Source organism: Ensifer sp. LC163, from assembly GCF_001695855.1.
Lineage (GTDB): Bacteria > Pseudomonadota > Alphaproteobacteria > Rhizobiales > Rhizobiaceae > Ensifer.
Genome location: NZ_MBSS01000033.1, coordinates 1 through 17,597 on the forward strand (window position 1 = coordinate 1; position 17,597 = coordinate 17,597).

15 protein-coding genes are annotated in these 17,597 nt (G+C 61.1%); 9 read left to right on the plus strand and 6 right to left on the minus strand.

The window, feature by feature from the left end; genetic code table 11:
* Positions 1-165: 165 nt before the first annotated feature.
* Complete coding sequence (locus tag BC360_RS22495) at positions 166-867, minus strand: FadR/GntR family transcriptional regulator (protein WP_065781770.1); 702 nt, start codon at positions 865-867, stop codon at positions 166-168.
* Positions 868-870: 3 nt separating this feature from the next.
* Positions 871-1,899 (minus strand): four-carbon acid sugar kinase family protein, encoded by a 1,029-nt coding sequence (locus BC360_RS22500; protein ID WP_065796980.1) that lies wholly within the window; start codon positions 1,897-1,899, stop codon positions 871-873.
* Positions 1,900-2,370: 471 nt separating this feature from the next.
* Here BC360_RS22500 and BC360_RS22505 point away from each other — a divergent pair, with 471 nt between their 5' ends.
* The 7 genes from BC360_RS22505 to BC360_RS22535 all read left to right on the plus strand — a co-directional run bounded on the left by BC360_RS22505 (position 2,371) and on the right by BC360_RS22535 (position 10,484).
* Positions 2,371-3,198 carry a phosphogluconate dehydrogenase C-terminal domain-containing protein gene (locus BC360_RS22505; RefSeq protein ID WP_065781768.1) on the plus strand — a complete coding sequence of 276 codons (828 nt, stop codon included), beginning with the start codon at positions 2,371-2,373 and terminating at the stop codon, positions 3,196-3,198.
* Between the two features lie 124 nt (positions 3,199-3,322).
* Positions 3,323-4,264, plus strand: a complete 942-nt coding sequence (locus tag BC360_RS22510; RefSeq protein ID WP_065781767.1) for a D-ribose ABC transporter substrate-binding protein — start codon at positions 3,323-3,325, stop codon at positions 4,262-4,264.
* A gap of 68 nt (positions 4,265-4,332) precedes the next feature.
* Positions 4,333-4,971: a DUF2291 family protein gene (locus tag BC360_RS22515; RefSeq protein WP_065781766.1), complete on the plus strand. Its 639-nt coding sequence runs from the start codon at positions 4,333-4,335 to the stop codon at positions 4,969-4,971.
* Between the two features lie 2 nt (positions 4,972-4,973).
* Positions 4,974-6,518, plus strand: coding sequence for a sugar ABC transporter ATP-binding protein (locus BC360_RS22520; protein WP_065781765.1), 1,545 nt, complete (start codon positions 4,974-4,976; stop codon positions 6,516-6,518).
* Positions 6,518-7,582: an ABC transporter permease gene (locus BC360_RS22525; RefSeq protein ID WP_065781764.1), complete on the plus strand. Its 1,065-nt coding sequence runs from the start codon at positions 6,518-6,520 to the stop codon at positions 7,580-7,582. The genes BC360_RS22520 and BC360_RS22525 overlap by 1 nt, the downstream gene beginning before the upstream one ends.
* A gap of 2 nt (positions 7,583-7,584) precedes the next feature.
* Positions 7,585-8,619: a Gfo/Idh/MocA family protein gene (locus BC360_RS22530; RefSeq protein WP_065796981.1), complete on the plus strand. Its 1,035-nt coding sequence runs from the start codon at positions 7,585-7,587 to the stop codon at positions 8,617-8,619.
* Positions 8,616-10,484, plus strand: coding sequence for a hypothetical protein (locus BC360_RS22535; protein WP_065796982.1), 1,869 nt, complete (start codon positions 8,616-8,618; stop codon positions 10,482-10,484). Before BC360_RS22530 ends, BC360_RS22535 begins: the two co-directional genes overlap by 4 nt.
* Positions 10,485-10,487: 3 nt before the next feature.
* On the opposite strand, the gene BC360_RS22540 is transcribed toward BC360_RS22535, so the two are convergent.
* Complete coding sequence (locus BC360_RS22540; protein ID WP_065781761.1) at positions 10,488-11,204, minus strand: transcriptional regulator NanR; 717 nt, start codon at positions 11,202-11,204, stop codon at positions 10,488-10,490.
* A gap of 149 nt (positions 11,205-11,353) precedes the next feature.
* On the opposite strand from BC360_RS22540, the gene oiaX reads away from it, so the two are divergent.
* Together oiaX and BC360_RS22550 are read left to right on the plus strand one after the other, a co-directional pair.
* Positions 11,354-12,610, plus strand: coding sequence for a 3-oxo-isoapionate-4-phosphate decarboxylase OiaX (gene oiaX, locus BC360_RS22545; protein ID WP_065796983.1), 1,257 nt, complete (start codon positions 11,354-11,356; stop codon positions 12,608-12,610).
* A gap of 3 nt (positions 12,611-12,613) precedes the next feature.
* Entirely contained in the window at positions 12,614-13,915 is a 1,302-nt protein-coding gene (locus BC360_RS22550; protein WP_065796984.1) for a four-carbon acid sugar kinase family protein, read from the plus strand.
* A gap of 188 nt (positions 13,916-14,103) precedes the next feature.
* Here the strand turns inward: BC360_RS22550 and BC360_RS22555 are convergent, their stop codons facing one another.
* The 3 genes from BC360_RS22555 to BC360_RS32995 all read right to left on the minus strand — a co-directional run.
* On the minus strand, positions 14,104-15,321 hold the full coding sequence (locus BC360_RS22555) for an ABC transporter substrate-binding protein (RefSeq protein ID WP_083222691.1): 1,218 nt from the start codon (positions 15,319-15,321) through the stop codon (positions 14,104-14,106).
* Positions 15,322-15,331: 10 nt separating this feature from the next.
* Complete coding sequence (locus BC360_RS22560; RefSeq protein ID WP_065796986.1) at positions 15,332-15,697, minus strand: hypothetical protein; 366 nt, start codon at positions 15,695-15,697, stop codon at positions 15,332-15,334.
* An 85-nt stretch (positions 15,698-15,782) separates the two neighbouring features.
* The coding region (locus BC360_RS32995; protein WP_139110159.1) for a type I secretion C-terminal target domain-containing protein at positions 15,783-17,597 on the minus strand (1,815 nt) is incomplete at its 5' end.

The following is a 17,597-nucleotide window of genomic DNA, read 5'->3' on the forward strand; positions in this document are numbered from 1 at the left end:
CCGGCCATGGCGTGAGCCGGCGCGTCCTTCTTCACCTCCGCCAAAACACGGCCGTCAAAAACAACCCAATCCGCAAAACAAAACCCGCCGAAAAATCGACGGGTTTGTCAGCGGTCTGATGCCTCGGCGGAAAGCCGAGGCATTTTTCTTTGAGGCGCTGTAAGTCTATCTGGTCGTCTGAAAAAGGCGCTCGCGCGAGCCGGTCAGGTGATCATGCATGAGTTGCTTTGCCCTCGTGCCGTCGCCGGCGGCAATCGCATCGGCAATCGCCTCATGTTCGGCGAAGACACGCGTAAGGCCGGCGGCCTCGCGCTTGACCGATGCGCCATGGAATTTCATGCCGACGGCAATATGGTCCTTGAGCGCTTCCATGGCGGTGGAGAAATAACTGTTCTGGGCCGCGCGCGCGATCGCCAGATGGAACTGGAAATCGGCGTCCTCGCGGTGCGACTGGCGATTGGTGGCGTCGCGCATCAACTCGAGCGCCTGGCGAATTGCGCCGAGGCTGGTGGTATCGTGGCGGGCCGCGGCGGCGGCGGCTGCTGCCGGCTCGACCGTCAGCCGGAACTCGTAGCAGTTCAGCAGATCCGCAACATTCTCCAGCTGTCCGAAGCCAAGCGGCTCCTTCATGCCGACGGCGCGCACGAAACTGCCGGCTCCCCGCCGCGAATAAATCAACCCCTGGTCGCGCAGGCGCCGCAACGCCTCGCGGATCACCGGCCGCGAAACCTCGAATTCCGCTGCCAGGTCGTGTTCGGTCGGCAGGCGCTCATCGGGCTGGTATGCGCCCGACTTGATCGCGCGGTGCATCCGCTCGAAGATGAGGTCGGCCAGGCTCTTGCGTGTCGTTCCGTTCTCCAGTCCCATTTGTCATCCCATATTGCGGAGAATCCTGTCCGCAATCTCCCTCAGCGTTCCCGGTTGTCCGAATCCTCCGGATTTGGCGATGATGCAACGACCGTCGGCGTGGGCCAAGCCCAGCCCTGGCATGCACTCGCCCACCAACCTGAAACGTGTGATCCGCATTTTCTCTAACACGGCTTCCGCGGTAGCGCCGCCGGAAAGAAGCAGCGTGGAAGCGACCTCAGCCAGTGCTGGAAAGACGCTTTCCGCCAAAAGTCGGGACACTTCCTGCGAATTCGTCAGTGCAGCCCCTGGAACCGCCTGCACCAGAGTTATCAGGCTCCCATCTGGGATCGCATTGGCAAGCCGGCCATTTGGCGCAGGCATGTAATGCGGCCTGCATGTGGCACGCAATTCCTCGATCTGCGCCAGCGTGATCGGATCGCACGAACCGATAACGAAAAGTCCCGGGCCCGGTGGGATGTCGGCCGCAACCGCATCTGCTCCGCCGCTCATTTGGTAGGCGAGTGCCTCGGCCAGTCCGCGCGCGCCGATCAGCAGATCCGCCCCCGATTGCTGCGATGATAAAAGCCAGTCGTTCATTTCCTGCGGGGTCGCGACATCGGGGATCGTCATGCGGCGTGCGTGCCGGCCGAGCTTTTCGGCTATCGATATCGGTATGTCGACGCCGAAACCCTGGACATGGCCGGCCTTCACTATCCGCCCGAAATCCGGAATGGCAGGTGCAACGAGTGCTGCGTGAAAAGGTGTAACGTCGAGCTCGGCGGCTATGTTGCCCTTGAGGCGCGAGTCGACCTTCTTGAACAGGCGTGTGCCAGGCGGCAACGCGGCGAGCGCCGCCGCTGTTGCTTTCTGTGCTCTTGCGGCGTCCAATTCCCGTGAGCCAACATTGATTGAAATCACTTGCGGGTGCTCGTTCAAGGCCTCAGGAATCGCTCCGACAGTGAGCGCTGTCTCCGTATGCAGTCCCCTGCTGGCGAACGGGGCGGCTGCATCCAGGGCGCCGGTCAGGTCATCGGCGACAATGGCCAGCATCAAACCAACTCCGATAATTTGTTGTTATCTTTAATTCAGGCATTTTTGTTTGAAATGTCAAGGAAATTTGATTTCGATATTACAAATATGACTATGTGATGCGTGGCTGCCGAGGGAGGCGTGACATGCAATCACAGAAGGCCGCATTCGCTGTCGATCGTCGTAGGGCGTTCCGCGGGCATCCGGTTCCTTACAGATCCGCCCCACCTCTTGGCGAAGAAAACAAAAGGCACGATGCAGCCACTCGTCGGTTCAAGCCAGCGTGTGCGGTGGAGTTTGATCTGAGGCGCATCTCGCAGCAGTTGATCCACGGGTCCGCTCGAACGGCCGGCAAGATTGCGCACATCACATATCATGATAGATAGTTATTGACATGTTATACCAGTTGCGAAATATATCCTCGACGCTGGAGAGAGGCGTGGACATCCAGCTGACCCAGATGGGTGAGCTCAGGCATTTAAGGAGACTTCGATGACATCGATCGCGTTGTTTGGTGCCGGTGGTAAAATGGGCTATCGGCTTGCCAAGAACCTAAAAGGGTCGCGCTTCGATGTCCGGCATATCGAGGTCAGCGACAGCGGCAAGGCCCGGCTTGCCGACGAACTCGGCATAGCCTGCGTTTCGGCCGATGCGGGGCTCGGTGGGGCTGAGGTGGTCATTCTCGCGGTTCCCGACACGGCGATCGGCAAGGTCGCGGCCGGCATCGTCGACAAGCTGGAGCCGGGCGCGATGGTCATCGCGCTCGACGCCGCGGCGCCGTTTGCTGGCCACCTGCCGCAGCGTGCCGACCTTACCTATTTCGTCACGCATCCCTGCCATCCGCCGATCTTCAACGATGAAACGGACCCTTCCGCCAAACGGGACTTTTTCGGCGGCATCGCTGCAAAACAGCACATCGTTTCGGCTCTGATGCAGGGTCCTGAAAGCGCCTATGCACTCGGTGAAGAGATCGCCAAGGTGATCTGGGCGCCGGTCATGCGGTCGCACCGGGTCACGGTCGAGCAGATGGCGCTGCTCGAGCCAGGACTTTCGGAAACGGTCTGCGCCTCACTGCTCGTCGTCATGCGCGAGGCCATGGACGAGTGCGTTCGCCGCGGCGTTCCCAAAGAAGCGGCTCGCGACTTCCTGCTCGGCCACATGAACGTGCTCGGCGCCGTGATTTTCGAGGAGACTCCGGGGGTCTTCTCCGATGCCTGCAACAAGGCAATCGAGTTCGGCAAGCCGGTGCTCATGAGGGACGATTGGAGGCGCGTGTTCGAGCCTGCGGAAATTGCGGCCAGCATTCAACGCATTACCTGACATGTGGCGGGCTTTGCCCGCCGTTTTAGGGCGTCTTGCGCGCCCGAAAGAAGCGATTGCACCGGAGGGCCACTTTCAATGGAGGGGTGGTCGAGGAAGTCCTGTGCCTAACTGGGAGGAGAATATGAAAGTTACCCGCAGATTGATCACCGTCGGCTTCGCCGCCGTCATGGCCGCCAGCGCCGCAATGCCGGCTTTCGCCGCAGACCTCATCGCGATCATCACGCCGAGCCATGATAATCCCTTCTTCAAGGCGGAAGCCGTCGGCGCAGAGGCCAAGGCCAAGGAACTCGGTTACGAGACACTGGTTCTGGTGCACGATGACGACGCCAACAAGCAGTCGCAGCTCATCGATACGGCCATCGGCCGCGGCGCCAAGGCGATCATCCTCGACAACGCCGGTTCCGAAGCATCGATTGCTGCCGTCAAGAAGGCCAAGGACGCAGGCGTTCCCTCTTTCCTGATCGACCGCGAAATCAATGCGACCGGCGTCGCCGTCTCGCAGATCGTCTCGAACAACTATCAGGGTGCGCAACTCGGTGCCGAAGAGTTCGTGCGCCTGATGGGCGAGAAGGGAAATTACGTCGAGTTGCTTGGTCGTGAAGCCGATCTGAATGCGGGTATCCGCTCCAAGGGCTATCACGATGTCATCGACGAATATCCGGAAATGAAGATGGTTGCCCAGCAGTCGGCCAACTGGAGCCAGACCGAGGGCTACTCCAAGATGGAGACGATCCTCCAGGCCAACCCGGACATCCAGGGTGTGATCGCCGGCAACGACACGATGGCCATGGGGGCGATCGCAGCGCTTCAGGCCGCCGGCCGCAAGGACGTCACTGTCGTTGGTTTCGACGGCTCCAACGACGTTCGCGACTCGATCAATGCGGGCGGCATCAAGGCAACCGTCATGCAGCCGGCCTACGCGCAGGCCCAGCTCGCCGTCACCCAGGCGCACGAGTACATCACGACCGGCAAGGCTCCGGCGGAAGAAAAGCAGCTTATGGACTGCATTCTGATTACCGCTGACAACGCAGACAAGCTCGAGACGTTCGCGCTCTCCGAATAACTTTTCCCACGATAGCGCAAGGCGGCCGAACCCCGCCTTGCGTCCTATGTTCATGACGGAGAATGGGAATGCCCAGGTTTCAGGCTGCATGCACACTCATGCTTGCCGGCGCTCTTGCGCTTGGCGGCTGCAAGCTCGTCAAGACCGAGGATGAGCAAAGGCAGGCGGCGGCAGGTGCGTTCAATCCCGACAAGCTGGTCGTCGATATCTGGGACGCGAAGGTCATTCCTTACCTTGATGGTCGCGCCGGCGCCTTCCAGGAGGTCTCGGCGCTTGCCGCGACCGACCTCAGTGCCGCGGCGGAGAAATACGGCCACAAGGAAAAACAGGGCAATGCGCCTTGGACTTTTGCCGCCAGGATCGACGGCGTGATCGTGGGAGAAGAAACCAAGTCACGCGCCGCCTATGTCGATGTGGATGTCGACGGCGACGGCAAGGCGGATGTCCGCGTCTCGATAGGCCCGGCCATTCGCGGCACGGCGCTGCGCGACAGCCTCAAGTTCGTGAATTTCAACGAGTTCAAGAACCAGATCGAATGGGCGCAGTACGGCAAGTCGTTCAATACCTACGTGAACGGCGCGCTGCTTGAAAAACTGCCGCGCGACGGCCTGGCCGGCAAGAAGATCAAGGCTACCGGCGCCTACCCGTTGCCGACCAAGGGCCAGTTGCCGCAATTCGTGCCGGCCACCCTCACCGTTGGAGGCTAATCATGAGCGGCATCGACGACGGCGACGTCATCCTTGAACTGAAGGAGATCACGAAGGCCTATTCCGGCATCGTGGCGCTGAAAAAGGCAGACCTCAAACTCCGGCGCGGAGCGGTAAACGTACTCGTCGGTGAAAACGGCGCCGGCAAGTCGACGATGATGCGCATCATCGCCGGCGTTGAACGACCGACGCTTGGTGAAATCTGGCTGGACGGCGAGCGCATACACCTCGACAGCCCGGCCGACGCGGTGCGTCACGGCATCGGCATCGTCTTCCAGGAACTGAACCTGTTCGGCAATCTCTCCGTTGCCGAGAACATTTTTGCGACCCGTGAGCTTACCCGCGGCATTCGCGGCATCGACCACCGCGCACAGGTCGAGAAAGCCAATGAATTCCTCAACCGCCTGGAAGCGGGGATCTCTGCCGAGACGCTTGCCGAGGACCTGCCGATCGGCCAGCAGCAACTCGTCGAGATCGCACGCGCAGTATCGCTCGACACGCGCATCCTGATCATGGACGAACCCACTTCGGCTTTGAGCGCGGCCGAGGTCGACGTTCTCTTCCGGGTCATCACCGATCTGAAGGCGCGGGGTGTTGCGATCGTTTACATCTCGCATCGGCTGGAGGAGCTGATGCGTATCGGCGACTACATCACCGTCCTGAAGGATGGCCAAATCACCGGCCATGCCATGGTCAAGGACATCGACACGCGCTGGATCGTGCGCTCCATGATCGGTTCGGACGCCAAGGATTTCGCCAAGCAGGTGGACCACGAGCCGGGCGAAGAGGTCTTCCGCACCGAGAACATCTGCCTGCCGAGGGCGCAGGGCGGCTTTGCCGTCGATCACGTTTCGATCGGCGTGCGCAAGGGCGAAATCCTCGGCATCTACGGTCTGATGGGCGCCGGCCGCTCGGAGCTTTTCGAGTGCATCATGGGTTGCCACGAACACTATACCGGCAAGATCTATGTCGACGGCCAGGAGCTCAAGGGGCGCGACACGACCCGCCGCATTCGCAACGGGCTGGCGCTCATCCCCGAAGATCGCCAGCGCGAGGGCCTGGTTCAGTCGATGTCGATCGCCAACAATCTGACCATGGCGAGCCTTGGTCAGTTTCTGAGGGCGGGATTCCACATCGACGTCGCGCGCGAAGCCAAGGCGATCAACGAGGCGATCCGCAATCTCTCGATCAAGGCGAGAAACCCGGAATTCGACGTGACGTCTATGTCGGGTGGAAATCAGCAGAAGGTCGTGATCGGCAAGGCGCTCATGACCGGCCCGAAAGTCCTGTTGATGGACGAACCGAGCCGTGGGATCGATGTCGGCGCAAAGGCCGATGTCTTCCTGACCATGCGGCGCCTGGCGGGCGAGGGCCTCGCCATCCTGTTTTCCACCTCGGACCTCGAAGAGGTCATGGCACTTTCCGACCGCATCGCGGTCATGAGCAACGGCCGGCTGGTCACCGTGGTCGACCGCAGGCACGCGACCGATGAGATGATCGTTTCGGCCTCTGCAGAGGGACATAAAACCAAAAGGATGCATGCGTGATGACGACAGCAACTCAAACTGCCGCCGCCGACAGCTTTTCCAGCGGGTCGGCGCTCCTCACGCTCATGAAGCTGAGGACATTCATCGCGCTCTTCGCGGTGATCATCTTCTTCTCGATCTTCGCGCCAAACTTCCTTTCAACCGCCAACATGATCCTGATGACGAAGCACGCGACGCAGAACGCTTTCCTCGCGATCGGCATGACCTTCGTCATCATTACCGGCGGCATTGACCTGTCGGTCGGCTCGATCGTCGGCCTCTGCGGCATGATCGCCGGCGGGCTCATCATGTACGGCGTGGCGTTGCCGCTCGGCTATACGATGTATTTCAACGTCATCGAGGTGGCGATCATCGTCGCGGTCGTCGGCATCCTGATCGGTGCGATCAACGGCCTGTTGATCACCCGGTTGAACGTCGCCCCCTTTATCGCGACACTTGGTACCCTCTATGTCGCGCGCGGGATGGCCCTGCTTTACTCGGATGGCCAGACATTGCCCAATCTCACGGGGCGCGAGGACCTGGGCAACCAGGGTTTCAGCTACCTCGGTTCAGGCACGATCCTCGGATTGCCCGTCTCCGTGTGGATTCTCGTCGCCGTTGCGCTTGGGGCTGCCTATTTTGCCCGCTTCGTGCCGCTTGGCCGGCATATCTTCGCCGTCGGCGGCAACGAACGCGCCTCGCGCATGTCGGGCATCCGCGTCAACCGCGTCAAAATGTTCGTCTACATGTTCTCCGGCTTCTGCGCCGCAATCGTTGGGCTGGTCATTTCGTCGGAACTGATGGCCTCGCACCCGGCAACCGGTACCAATCTCGAACTCAATGCCATTGCGGCGGCCGTTCTTGGTGGTACATCGATGTCGGGTGGGCGTGGGACGATCGGCGGGACGATCATCGGCGCCTTCGTGATCGGCATTCTCTCTGACGGATTGGTGATGATGGGCGTTAGTTCGTTCTGGCAGATGGTGATCAAGGGGCTGGTGATCATCGTCGCCGTTGTGGTGGACCAGGCGCAGCGCCGCCTGCAGCAACGGGTCACTCTCATGCAGATGGCAAAGGCGGGCTGAGCATGGCGAAGGTCAAGGGCGCACTGATCGGCTGCGGCTTCTTTGCAGTCAACCAGATGCACGGCTGGAAGGACCTGTCTGATGTCGAGATCGTGGCGATCTGCGATCGCGATCCGGAACGGCTTCGGCTCGTCGGCGATCAGTTCTCCATAGCACGGCGCTACCTGTCGGCGGAGGCGATGTTTGCCGATGGCGGTTTTGATTTCGTCGATATCGCCACGACGGTTGGCAGCCACCGTGCACTTGTCGAACTTGCCGCCTCTTCCAAAGTACCGGCGATCTGCCAGAAGCCATTCGCACCGACGCTTGAGGACGCCAAGGCCATGGTGAAGATCGCCGAAAAGGCGGGTATCGCCCTGATGATCCACGAGAATTTTCGGTGGCAGACGCCGATCCTCGCGGTCAAGGACGTGCTGGCGAGCGGCGCGATCGGCGTGCCGTTCTGGGGTCGCATCTCGTTCCGCTCCGGCTTCGACGTCTTTTCCGGCCAACCTTACCTCGCCAAAGGCAAGCGCTTCATCATCGAGGATCTCGGTATCCATTCGCTTGATATCGCCCGTTTCCTGTTCGGTGATGCAAGCCGCATGACAGCCCGCACGGCCCGCATCAACCCGACTATCGCTGGCGAGGACGTCGCGACCATGCTGCTTGACCATGACAATGGCATCACCTCGTTTGTCGATGTCAGCTATGCAACCAAGCTTCCGGAAGAACCCTTTCCGGAAACCTTCGTGGAGATCGACGGCAGCAAGGGTACGCTACGCCTCGGCAAGGGCTACAGACTTACCGTCCACTCCCCGGACGGCACGAAGGAAAGCGTCGTTGCGCCCAAGTTGCTGCCCTGGGCTTCGCGACCCTGGCACAACATTCAGGAGAGCGTCGCGCTCATCCAGAAGCATTGGATCGAGCGGCTGGCGTCCGGCCAGCAACCCGATACTTCGGGCCGGGACAATCTGAAGACCTTCGCGCTGGTCGAGGCTGCCTATCTCAGCGCCGCGCGCGGTGAGACCGTCGCGGTTGGAGACTTGCTGGCATGAGCCAAGACACGCTCCGACTTTATGGCACCGCGGAGCGCGAGCCGGAAAGCCGGATGCTTGTCGCCGGCGATTTGAGCGTCGAGCTGCAGAACGGCAATCTGCGCGGTTTGCGTTTCCGCGGTCACGAGGTCCTGCGCGCCATCTCCTTCCTCGTGCGCGACAAGGATTGGGGCACCTGCAGTGCAACGATCAGCGGTCTCGCGGTGACGGAACGGAAAAACGGCTTCTTGCTCCGTTATCACGCACGCTTTACCGCGCCGTGCGGCGCAAATCTTGATTGCGACATAGCGATCACTGGAACGTCGGACAGCGTGACCTTTTCTGCAGACTGCGTCAGCGACGCGGATTTCGAAACCGCGCGGGCGGGTTTCGTGGTCTTGCACCCCGTCGTCGGTGTCGCTGGAGAACCTGTCGAGGTCAGGCATGGTGACGGCAGCGTGCAAGACGCTCGATGGCCAGATGAGATCGAGCCCTGGCAGCCCTTCAAGGACATCGCCGCGATCACGCACCGCGTTGCACCCGGCATTGTGGCGACAACGGAATTCGTGGGCGACGTCTTCGAAATGGAAGATCAGCGGAACTGGACGGATGGTTCCTATAAGACCTACGTGCGACCGCTGGCTCTGCCCTGGCCCTATCTTGTGCCGAAGAACGAGCCCTTCAGCCAGCGGATTTCTGCGCAAATCCGGGCGGAGGAGGGCGCGGCATCGGCGGTCGGAGCTTCGGATTCGATTGCGGTGAGACTGGTGCCGACAAACATGCGGTTTCCGGCGATCGGCATAGGGTTGCGTCCTGAATGCCGCGAGGAAGAACTGGCTTCGCTCCATGCGCTGAAGACGGTTGGTGCCGAGCATCTGATCGCCCATTTCGATCCCGGCGCGGGACATGGGCTTGAGGCACTGAGGGGCTACGCTGCGATCGCGGCTCGGTCTGGCCTGAAGGTAACGCTGGAGCTTGCCGTGCCGTGCGTGCTGCCGCTCGAAGAGGAGATGGCGGAATTTGCGGCCCTCGTCGATCGCGCGGGTCTTGCGCTTGATACGCTGTTCGTCTCTCCGTCTGTGGATCGGCAGTCAACGCCGCCCGGCAGCGCGTGGCCGGAATGCCCGGATCTCGCCGATGTCTATGCCGCAGCGCGCGCCGCCTTTCCTGGCGTCCGGCTTGGCGGCGGCATGATGAGCTATTTCACCGAGCTCAATCGCAAGCGGGTGCCTTCCGTTCTGATCGACTATGTCAGCCATTCGACGAACCCGATCGTGCATGCGGCCGACGATCTTTCGGTCATGCAGACCTTCGAGGCATTGCGCTACGTCATCAGCACCACCCGGGCGATCTATGGCGATAAGCCCTACCGCATCGGCCCCTCGACGATCGCCATGCGCCAGAACCCCTATGGCAGCGCGACGAAGGAAAACCCGGCAGGGTCCCGAATTCCGATGGCCGATACCGACCCGCGCCACAATGGCCAGTTTGGCGCAGCCTATACGTTGGCCTATGCCGCGACTGTGGCGACGGCGGCGCTGGAGGTACTGACGCTTTCGACCCTTGCCGGTCCCTTCGGGCTTTCGGCCGGCGATGGAGAGGCAACGGCAAGGGGAGAACTGCGGCCGCTGGCGCATGTACTGACGCGCCTCGGTGCCATGTCACATCAGCCAATGCATGCGGTCGAGACGTCGCGACCGGACGCGGTTGTTGGACTGGCCTCAAAGGAGCGGTTGCTTCTTGCGAACATCACCTCTGCCGTCCAATCCATTGTGTTGCCCGCCACACCGAACAAGGTTGCAGTGATCGCCGCTGAAAGGGCTGAATTGCCGGCGCACCAGCGGATGACGCTGCCGCCCTACGGCTGCGTGGAGATCGTGCTCTGAGCGCTATTTCTGGCCCTTGAGGGCGTAAAGTGCGCGGGAGCGTTCCAGGTGTTTGACCATGGCCTGCTCGGCGAGATCGGCGTCTCGGCTTTCGATGGCGCGGATGATTTCCTCATGCTCCGAGAGCGTGAAATTCTCGCGACCCGTCCAGATGAGCATTTCCGTATGATAGGACTTGAGCCATCCCAGCATCGCTCCGCTCACCGCAGCGAAGATCGGGTTTCCGGAAATTCGGGCGATCGCCTGGTGAAACTCCATGTCTGCGTCGATGAAGGCATCCGCATCGCCGAGGCTCTGCTTTTGCTTGTCGAGGAGGGCGCGAAGCTCGGCGATATGCGTCGCGTCTGCCCTGGCCGCTGCCTCGCGAACCATGCCGCGCTCGAAGAAGATGCGCGCGTTCTTCAGGTGTTCCAGCGTGTCAGACGAGCCGGAGAGCATCAGTTTTGCCGGCAGGTCGACCTGCCTGATGATGGATTCGGCGGTGATGCGCAGGACCTTGGCGCGCTCGCCCTGCGAGATTTCGACGAGGCCTTTTCCGGCGAGCGCCTGCATCGCCTCGCGTATGGCCGGGCGGCCGACGCCGTAGCGTTCCATGAGTTCGCGTTCGGAGGGCATGTCGTCGCCCGCCTTCAGCTCACCGGTTTCGATCATCTGCTTCAGTCGCGCGAAGACTTCATCGGAGAGTTTTTTGCGGACGATCGGTTCGGAAATGACATTCATGGGTCACCTGATTTGGACAGGTTTGAATATGCATCAAGTTCCATCGCCGCAATAGCCATGCCGCAGACGACTTGCAATCACATAAATACTCATTATACCAGTTGGTGCACCTTAACAAGCATGCCGCCATGTCGTGGAGGGGAGAAAACGTGATCCGCCTGACCTATCGGATAGAGACGCCCGGCTCAGTGGAGGCGCTGGCGACAAAGATCGCCAGCGATCAGTCGACGGGTACCTTCGTTGCCCTGCCAGGCGAGACGGAAGAGCTTAAGGCACGGGTGGCTGCCCGTGTCGTTGCCATCCGTCCCCTGCCTGCGACCAGCCAGGCCTCCCTTCCCGATGAGGCCGGTGGGAACACGCATTTCAATCGCGCAGACGTCGATATCGACTTTCCGATGGATGCGGTCGGTACCGATCTCGCCGCCTTGATGACAATTGCAATCGGCGGCGTCTACTCGATCAAGGGCATGACGGGCATTCGCATCGTCGGGATGAAACTGCCGCAGGAGTTCGCAGCTGCGCATCCGGGCCCGCAGTTCGGCGTGCCGGGCAGTTTCGCGCTGACTGGAGTGAAGGACCGGCCGATCATCGGAACCATCGTCAAGCCGGCGCTCGGGCTCCGGCCCCACGAGAGCGCCGCGATGGTCGGCGATCTGATCGAGGCGGGTGTCGATTTCGTCAAGGATGATGAGAAACTGATGAGCCCGGCCTACTCGCCCCTGAAGGACCGGGTAGCCGCAATCATGCCACTGATCCTCGATCACGAGCAGAAAACCGGCAAGAAGGTGATGTATGCCTTCGGCATCAGCCATGCCGACCCTGACGAAATGATGCGCAACCACGACATCGTGCGCAATGCCGGTGGCAATTGCGCCGTGGTCAATATCAATTCGATTGGTTTCGGTGGTCTTGCCTTCCTGCGTAAGCGCTCCGGCCTTGTGCTGCACGCCCACCGCAATGGCTGGGATATCCTCACGCGCCATGCCGGCCTCGGGTTCGAATTTTCCGTCTGGCAGCAGTTCTGGCGCCTGCTCGGCGTCGATCAGTTTCAGATCAACGGCATTCGCGTGAAGTACTGGGAGCCGGACGAAAGTTTCGTGCGTTCCTACAGAGCCGTCAGCACGCCGCTCTTTTCCGAGAATGACGTGGCGCTGCCGGTCATCGGCTCGGGTCAGTGGGGCGGACAGGCGCCGGATACGATTGCGGCCACAGGTGGTTCCACCGAGCTGCTCTATCTTTGCGGCGGTGGCATCGTCAGCCATCCGGGTGGACCCGGTGCCGGTGTGAAGGCCGTCAAGCAGGCTTGGGAGGCGGCGGTTGCGGGTGTGCCGCTTGAGACCTATGCGAAGGATCACCCGGAACTGGCGCAATCGATTGAAAAGTTTGCCGACGGCAAGGCGGCCTGAATCATGTCACGACCCCTGATCAGCTACTACGGCGACGATTTCACCGGCTCGACGGACGTGATGGAGGCGCTTGCCTCGAACGGCGTCGAGACCGTTCTGTTCCTGAAAGTGCCAGATGCAGACCTGTTGTCGCGCTTTTCTGGCGCGCGCGCCTTCGGGCTTGCCGGCACCAGCCGCAGCGAAACGCCGGCGTGGATGGATGTGCATCTCCGCGATGCCTTCGACTGGCTGAAGACGCTTGATGCCGAGCTCTGCCACTATAAGGTCTGCTCGACCTTCGATTCCGCGCCGCATGTCGGCAATATCGGCCGGGCGATCGAGATCGGGCGTGAGGTCTTCGGCGAGGAGACGGTGCCACTCATCGTCGGCGCGCCGCAGATTCGCCGCTATACCGCCTTTGGTGAACTCTTCGCCGCCTACCAGGGCCGCAATTATCGCATTGATCGTCACCCGGTCATGTCGCGCCATCCGGTTACGCCGATGGACGAGGCCAATCTGCTGCTGCATCTTGCACGGCAGACGAAGCTGTCATCAGCGCTCGTCGACATTGTCTCGCTTCCGGGCGCGATTCGGCCGGAGAACGCTGATGTGCTGCTCCTCGATGTCGTTGACGACGCAACGCAGGTTGCAGCCGGTGCGCTGCTTTGGAATAAACTCCGCCGGGAGAGCCGGTTCGTCTGCGGTTCCTCCGGCGTTGAATATGCGCTGATCCCCGCCTGGCGCAGTGAACGGCTGATCGGGGACAAACCCGTCTTCGCGGCGGCCGGACCGGTCGATCGCATCGCCGTCGTTTCGGGCAGCGTTTCGCCCACGACAGAGAGACAGATCCAGCATGCGCTCGCACACGGTTTCGAAGGTGTCATGCTTGATCCGCTTGAGCTCTCCGGCGGCACGGGTGGGAGAGAAATTGCTGCAGCGGTGGCCGCTGGCCTAAGCGCGTTGGAACGTGGCAGTAGCGTCATTCTATATACGGCGCTTGGGCCATCAGCGGACAGGGGCCGCGAACTCGATACGTCGGATGGCGCCCGCCATCGCCTCGGCAGGGCGCTTGGTCGAATCCAGGCCGAACTTGTTTCGCGTGCCGGACTTGCGCGGACTGTGGTTGCGGGAGGCGACACCTCAAGTCACGCCCTTGGCGAGATGGGCATCTCAGCCCTGACCTTGAAGATGCCACTGCCACAGACGCCCGGTTCGCCGCTCTGTATCGCCCATGGCGGCGAAGCGGACGGGTTGGAGATCGCGCTCAAGGGCGGCCAGGTGGGCGATGACGACTATTTTTCCATGATCCGCGCCGGCGGTTTCTAGGGTCAGCCTGCGGCAAGGCGGGATGATGGAACATCGTGACCTGGAATCTACGGAGTTCGTCCGGAGTTCAAACATCACCTGAACCGCCCCCAAACCTCGGACCGCCGGAGACTGGAGTTTCCCGGCTTCATTCAGGGAGGCGGGCTGGTTGCGCCTCCCGAATTCACCAACGAGCCCGAGCACCCGGCTCAGAACGAGCGTGGGGCCGGATCCAGGAGTTTCAAGTTCCCGCCCGTGACTTGATAGATTGCGCAGGTTCGCTGCACAGTGCCGTTCGGTTCGAACCGGAATGCAGCCGCCGCGCCGACGAAGCCGTTGGGAGACCGGATGCTTTCCTGGCTGATGGCGTTTTCACCCTGGCTGCGTACGAGGCCGGCCGCAAGCGCAATCACATCGAAGCCGTAGGCCGCATCCGCGGCAGCGGCGCGCTCATAACGACTGAGATAGCGCGAGGTCATCCGGGAGCCGTTCTCCGGACCGAACAGACAGAGATGACTTCCGGAAAGCTCCGGACGTTTGTAGGCGGCAGCGATCCAACCGGAACTTCCAACAATCATCGCATTCGGCTTCAGATAGCCATTGGCCTTGAGTTGCGACAGCGCGCCGACGTCGGGATCTCCCGCGCCAACCAAGAGCACCGCGTCGATATCCTTGAGCTTGGCCTTTGATGCCGCGTCACCGGAAAACGCGGTGGAGCTGGTCACGGCAAGTAGAACCGGTTTGATGCCATAGTCGGCAAGCCCGCGCTCGAGCCTCTGTCGGTCGCCGGTGGAGACATCGCTGGGCAAGAGCGCGACAAGCCGCTTACGGCCCGCCGCCACCGCATAGGAAGCGCCCTCGACGGCACTGTCGATACGATCGGACACAAAAGCGAAAGTGCCGGCCGGCCGCTCGGCGCCATTGCCGCGGAACATCAGCAGCGGCGTGCGGGCGGAGCCTAACCCGTCACGCAAGGTGCTGACAGGCACGTCGGCGGCGGACACAGCGACAAGCGCGACTTTCTGATCGGCGAGCCTCTTTGCCGCGTCCTTGACCTGTTGTGGCGAGCCGTCAGTATTCTCGACCAGTAGCGATAGCTGGCCGCCGCCAAGCTCGTCGACCGCGAGCGAAGCGCCATCGCGGATATCGCGTTCGCGCACGGTTTCGCCCGTCGGCGCCATGAGGGCGGTGATCAGCGCGATTCGCGTCGCGCCATTGCCGAATGTTTCCTGCGGTTTCACCGCATGCTCGGCCGCACGCCGGGCATACATCGCCTGCGGCGATTCCACGTCGAGCACATCTTGAGGGGTGGGGGCAGCCTGGCAGCCCGCGAGCACACCGAGCGCGAGCACGCCGAATGCCAACCATTGCCGGCGCGACGACACACGCCGTGCCGGTGAAACGACAACGTGGGGCATGACTGTCATACCAACTGTCTCAATTCATGAAGTGCCGCATTTTGGCGTAGAAGCAATCACACTTGGCGATGTAGTCCTCATCCCGCCAACTGGATTGCAGATAGCCGTAGGCCTTGCCGCAGGCGACCTTGGTCTCGGAGGCCCAGACGAAGGCCGGCCGCGTCGAGGAGATCCAGCGCGGATCATCGGCAACGGCGATCGCCTCGTCCATGCGCGATACGACTTCCTTGGTCAGGGTGGTGACATCCTGCTCGACCGTCAACGAGGACTGGCTGAGCTCGGTGCACTGCCTGGCGGCCGGCGCATAGTCGACGATGAGATCGGCTGCGAAACCTGAAAGAGGCATCAGAGCGACCATCGCCCCCGCCAGCATGCTTCTGATCATGAAAAGACTCCCCCTGGAAACTGCGGTTCCCGGATGATTGCCGAGAACCGCTGTGCTGTCGAGACCGACAATGCGTTTAAGGAGTTTAAGGAACGTCCTGTGTCTTCGGCGCACCGTTTTCGGTGAACAGGACCTTCACCACCTCGGTCGAGACCTGGAAGTCCTCCAGCACGGCGACCGTGTGCCATGTCACAGTATTGCCGGCGCTGCCGTCGGTATCTATCTGCAGGTTCGCGTCGCCGCCGCCTGCGTCCTGAACACGCACGTAATTGTCCTTGAGAGTCGTTCCCGACGGCAAGTTGCCCAGCAGGGCGGACAGATCGACGGCATCATTCTCGCTGTAATTGTAGTCGGCGATGACGTCATCGATGCTAGGGCCCCGCGAATCGATATTGATCACAAAGGTATCTCTGCCCGCACCACCGGTCATGGTGTCGGAGCCGCTGCCGCCGTAGAGCGTGTCGTCGCCCGTGCCGCCGGAGAGGACATCGTTGCCCGCATTGCCGTAGAGGTGGTCCACACCAGCATTGCCATAAAGCGCGTTGATCGCCCAATTGCCATAGAGACTGTCGTCAAAATCTGACCCGATGATGTGGGGATCCGATGCCGTCGCTGTGGCAGTTTGCTCACTGGTTGCCAGCGAGTAATTTTGAATCCCTTGTCCCGAGGCAGTTAGAGTGACGTCGATGCTACTCGACGCCGTGTCGCCGTCTCCATCGACCACTTCAATTGGCACGCCGAAGTTGACTGGCTGGGTGGTCGGCACGGCCGCACCAAACTGACCGAGCTTGAAGGGGTCGCCCGATACCCAGGAATACTCGACGCTATTGTAACCGTTACTGGTAAAGACGCCGATTTGCGTCGAGATGTTGTTGTCCCCGTGCACACCCCCGATATTGACTGACCCATCGGCGTTCTTGCCTATCGTAAAATCATGCCCACCGATCGTATATAACGGTGGAGAAGGAAGTGGCTGAGTCAGGTCGATGATCTGGGTCTGGCCGTTGTAGCGGATGACGACGGCAGTGATCGCATCGATTTGTCCGTCACCGACCGCGTGCGTATTGGTGCCAGTATCGTTGTCGTCGAATGCCGTGATCTTAACCTCACTACCGCTAGTGGTGAAGGTGGCGGTTGATCCATTGACGGTATAGTGACCATCGAAAACATGGTCCCGCTTCGATAGAGTATCGTAGTCGCCGTTACCGGTGCTATTCGGATTTCCTCTTAGATCGGTCACGAAGTCGACTCGGAATGCCTCGTCGCTCCCAACACTGCCTCCGTCACTTACGCCGCCAGAGTGATTTGAGGTGTTAATTCTCCCGTCATGCACGCCCCCAACCTCAGGGGTAAGCAACAGATCGGGGCTATCGTTGTTGACTGGAGCGTTGACAGTCTCGTTCGCACCGATGAAACCAGCCCACGGATCGGCACCGCCGACGAAACTATAACCTCCACCGCTGAAGGAGACCTGCGTCGTGCTGTCGACCCTCCCGTTCATGTCAACCGAGTAGGTAGCGTTGGCCGGATCAAGGACAATGACGAAGACCGATGTCGCACCTGCAAGGCCCGTGAGGGTCAGTGCGTCCGCGGACACCTGGTAGATGATTGGAACGCCATTCGATGTCAGGCCGCTGGGTTGGCTTTCGATCGAATCCGGGAACCGCACGGTGCCCGCACCATCAGCACCATAGTTATTGGCCATTGTGCCGTCTTGATCCAGTTCGAAGACGACGGGACTGCCTGCCGCGTTGGTGACGATAGCATTATCAGGTGACGTGGCCGTCGGCGCGTCGTCGACGATGCTGACATTGAAGGAGCCGTTGGCGGGGCTGCCGTCGCCGTCGGTGACGGTGAAGCCGACGCCATTGAGGGTGAGGCTGTCCTCGCCGGAGGCCAG

What these genes read in the sequence shown, in the direction of transcription:
- BC360_RS22515 (WP_065781766.1), top strand. Translation starts at nt 4,333, where the DNA reads ATGCCCAGGTTTCAGGCTGCATGCACACTCATGCTTGCCGGCGCTCTT.
- BC360_RS22525 (WP_065781764.1), top strand. Translation starts at nt 6,518, where the DNA reads ATGACGACAGCAACTCAAACTGCCGCCGCCGACAGCTTTTCCAGCGGG.
- BC360_RS22530 (WP_065796981.1), top strand. Translation starts at nt 7,585, where the DNA reads ATGGCGAAGGTCAAGGGCGCACTGATCGGCTGCGGCTTCTTTGCAGTC.
- BC360_RS22500 (WP_065796980.1), bottom strand. Translation starts at nt 1,899, where the DNA reads ATGCTGGCCATTGTCGCCGATGACCTGACCGGCGCCCTGGATGCAGCC.
- BC360_RS22560 (WP_065796986.1), bottom strand. Translation starts at nt 15,697, where the DNA reads ATGATCAGAAGCATGCTGGCGGGGGCGATGGTCGCTCTGATGCCTCTT.
- BC360_RS22510 (WP_065781767.1), top strand. Translation starts at nt 3,323, where the DNA reads ATGAAAGTTACCCGCAGATTGATCACCGTCGGCTTCGCCGCCGTCATG.
- BC360_RS22495 (WP_065781770.1), bottom strand. Translation starts at nt 867, where the DNA reads ATGGGACTGGAGAACGGAACGACACGCAAGAGCCTGGCCGACCTCATC.
- BC360_RS22540 (WP_065781761.1), bottom strand. Translation starts at nt 11,204, where the DNA reads ATGAATGTCATTTCCGAACCGATCGTCCGCAAAAAACTCTCCGATGAA.
- BC360_RS22505 (WP_065781768.1), top strand. Translation starts at nt 2,371, where the DNA reads ATGACATCGATCGCGTTGTTTGGTGCCGGTGGTAAAATGGGCTATCGG.
- BC360_RS22535 (WP_065796982.1), top strand. Translation starts at nt 8,616, where the DNA reads ATGAGCCAAGACACGCTCCGACTTTATGGCACCGCGGAGCGCGAGCCG.
- BC360_RS22555 (WP_083222691.1), bottom strand. Translation starts at nt 15,321, where the DNA reads ATGACAGTCATGCCCCACGTTGTCGTTTCACCGGCACGGCGTGTGTCG.
- BC360_RS22520 (WP_065781765.1), top strand. Translation starts at nt 4,974, where the DNA reads ATGAGCGGCATCGACGACGGCGACGTCATCCTTGAACTGAAGGAGATC.
- BC360_RS22550 (WP_065796984.1), top strand. Translation starts at nt 12,614, where the DNA reads ATGTCACGACCCCTGATCAGCTACTACGGCGACGATTTCACCGGCTCG.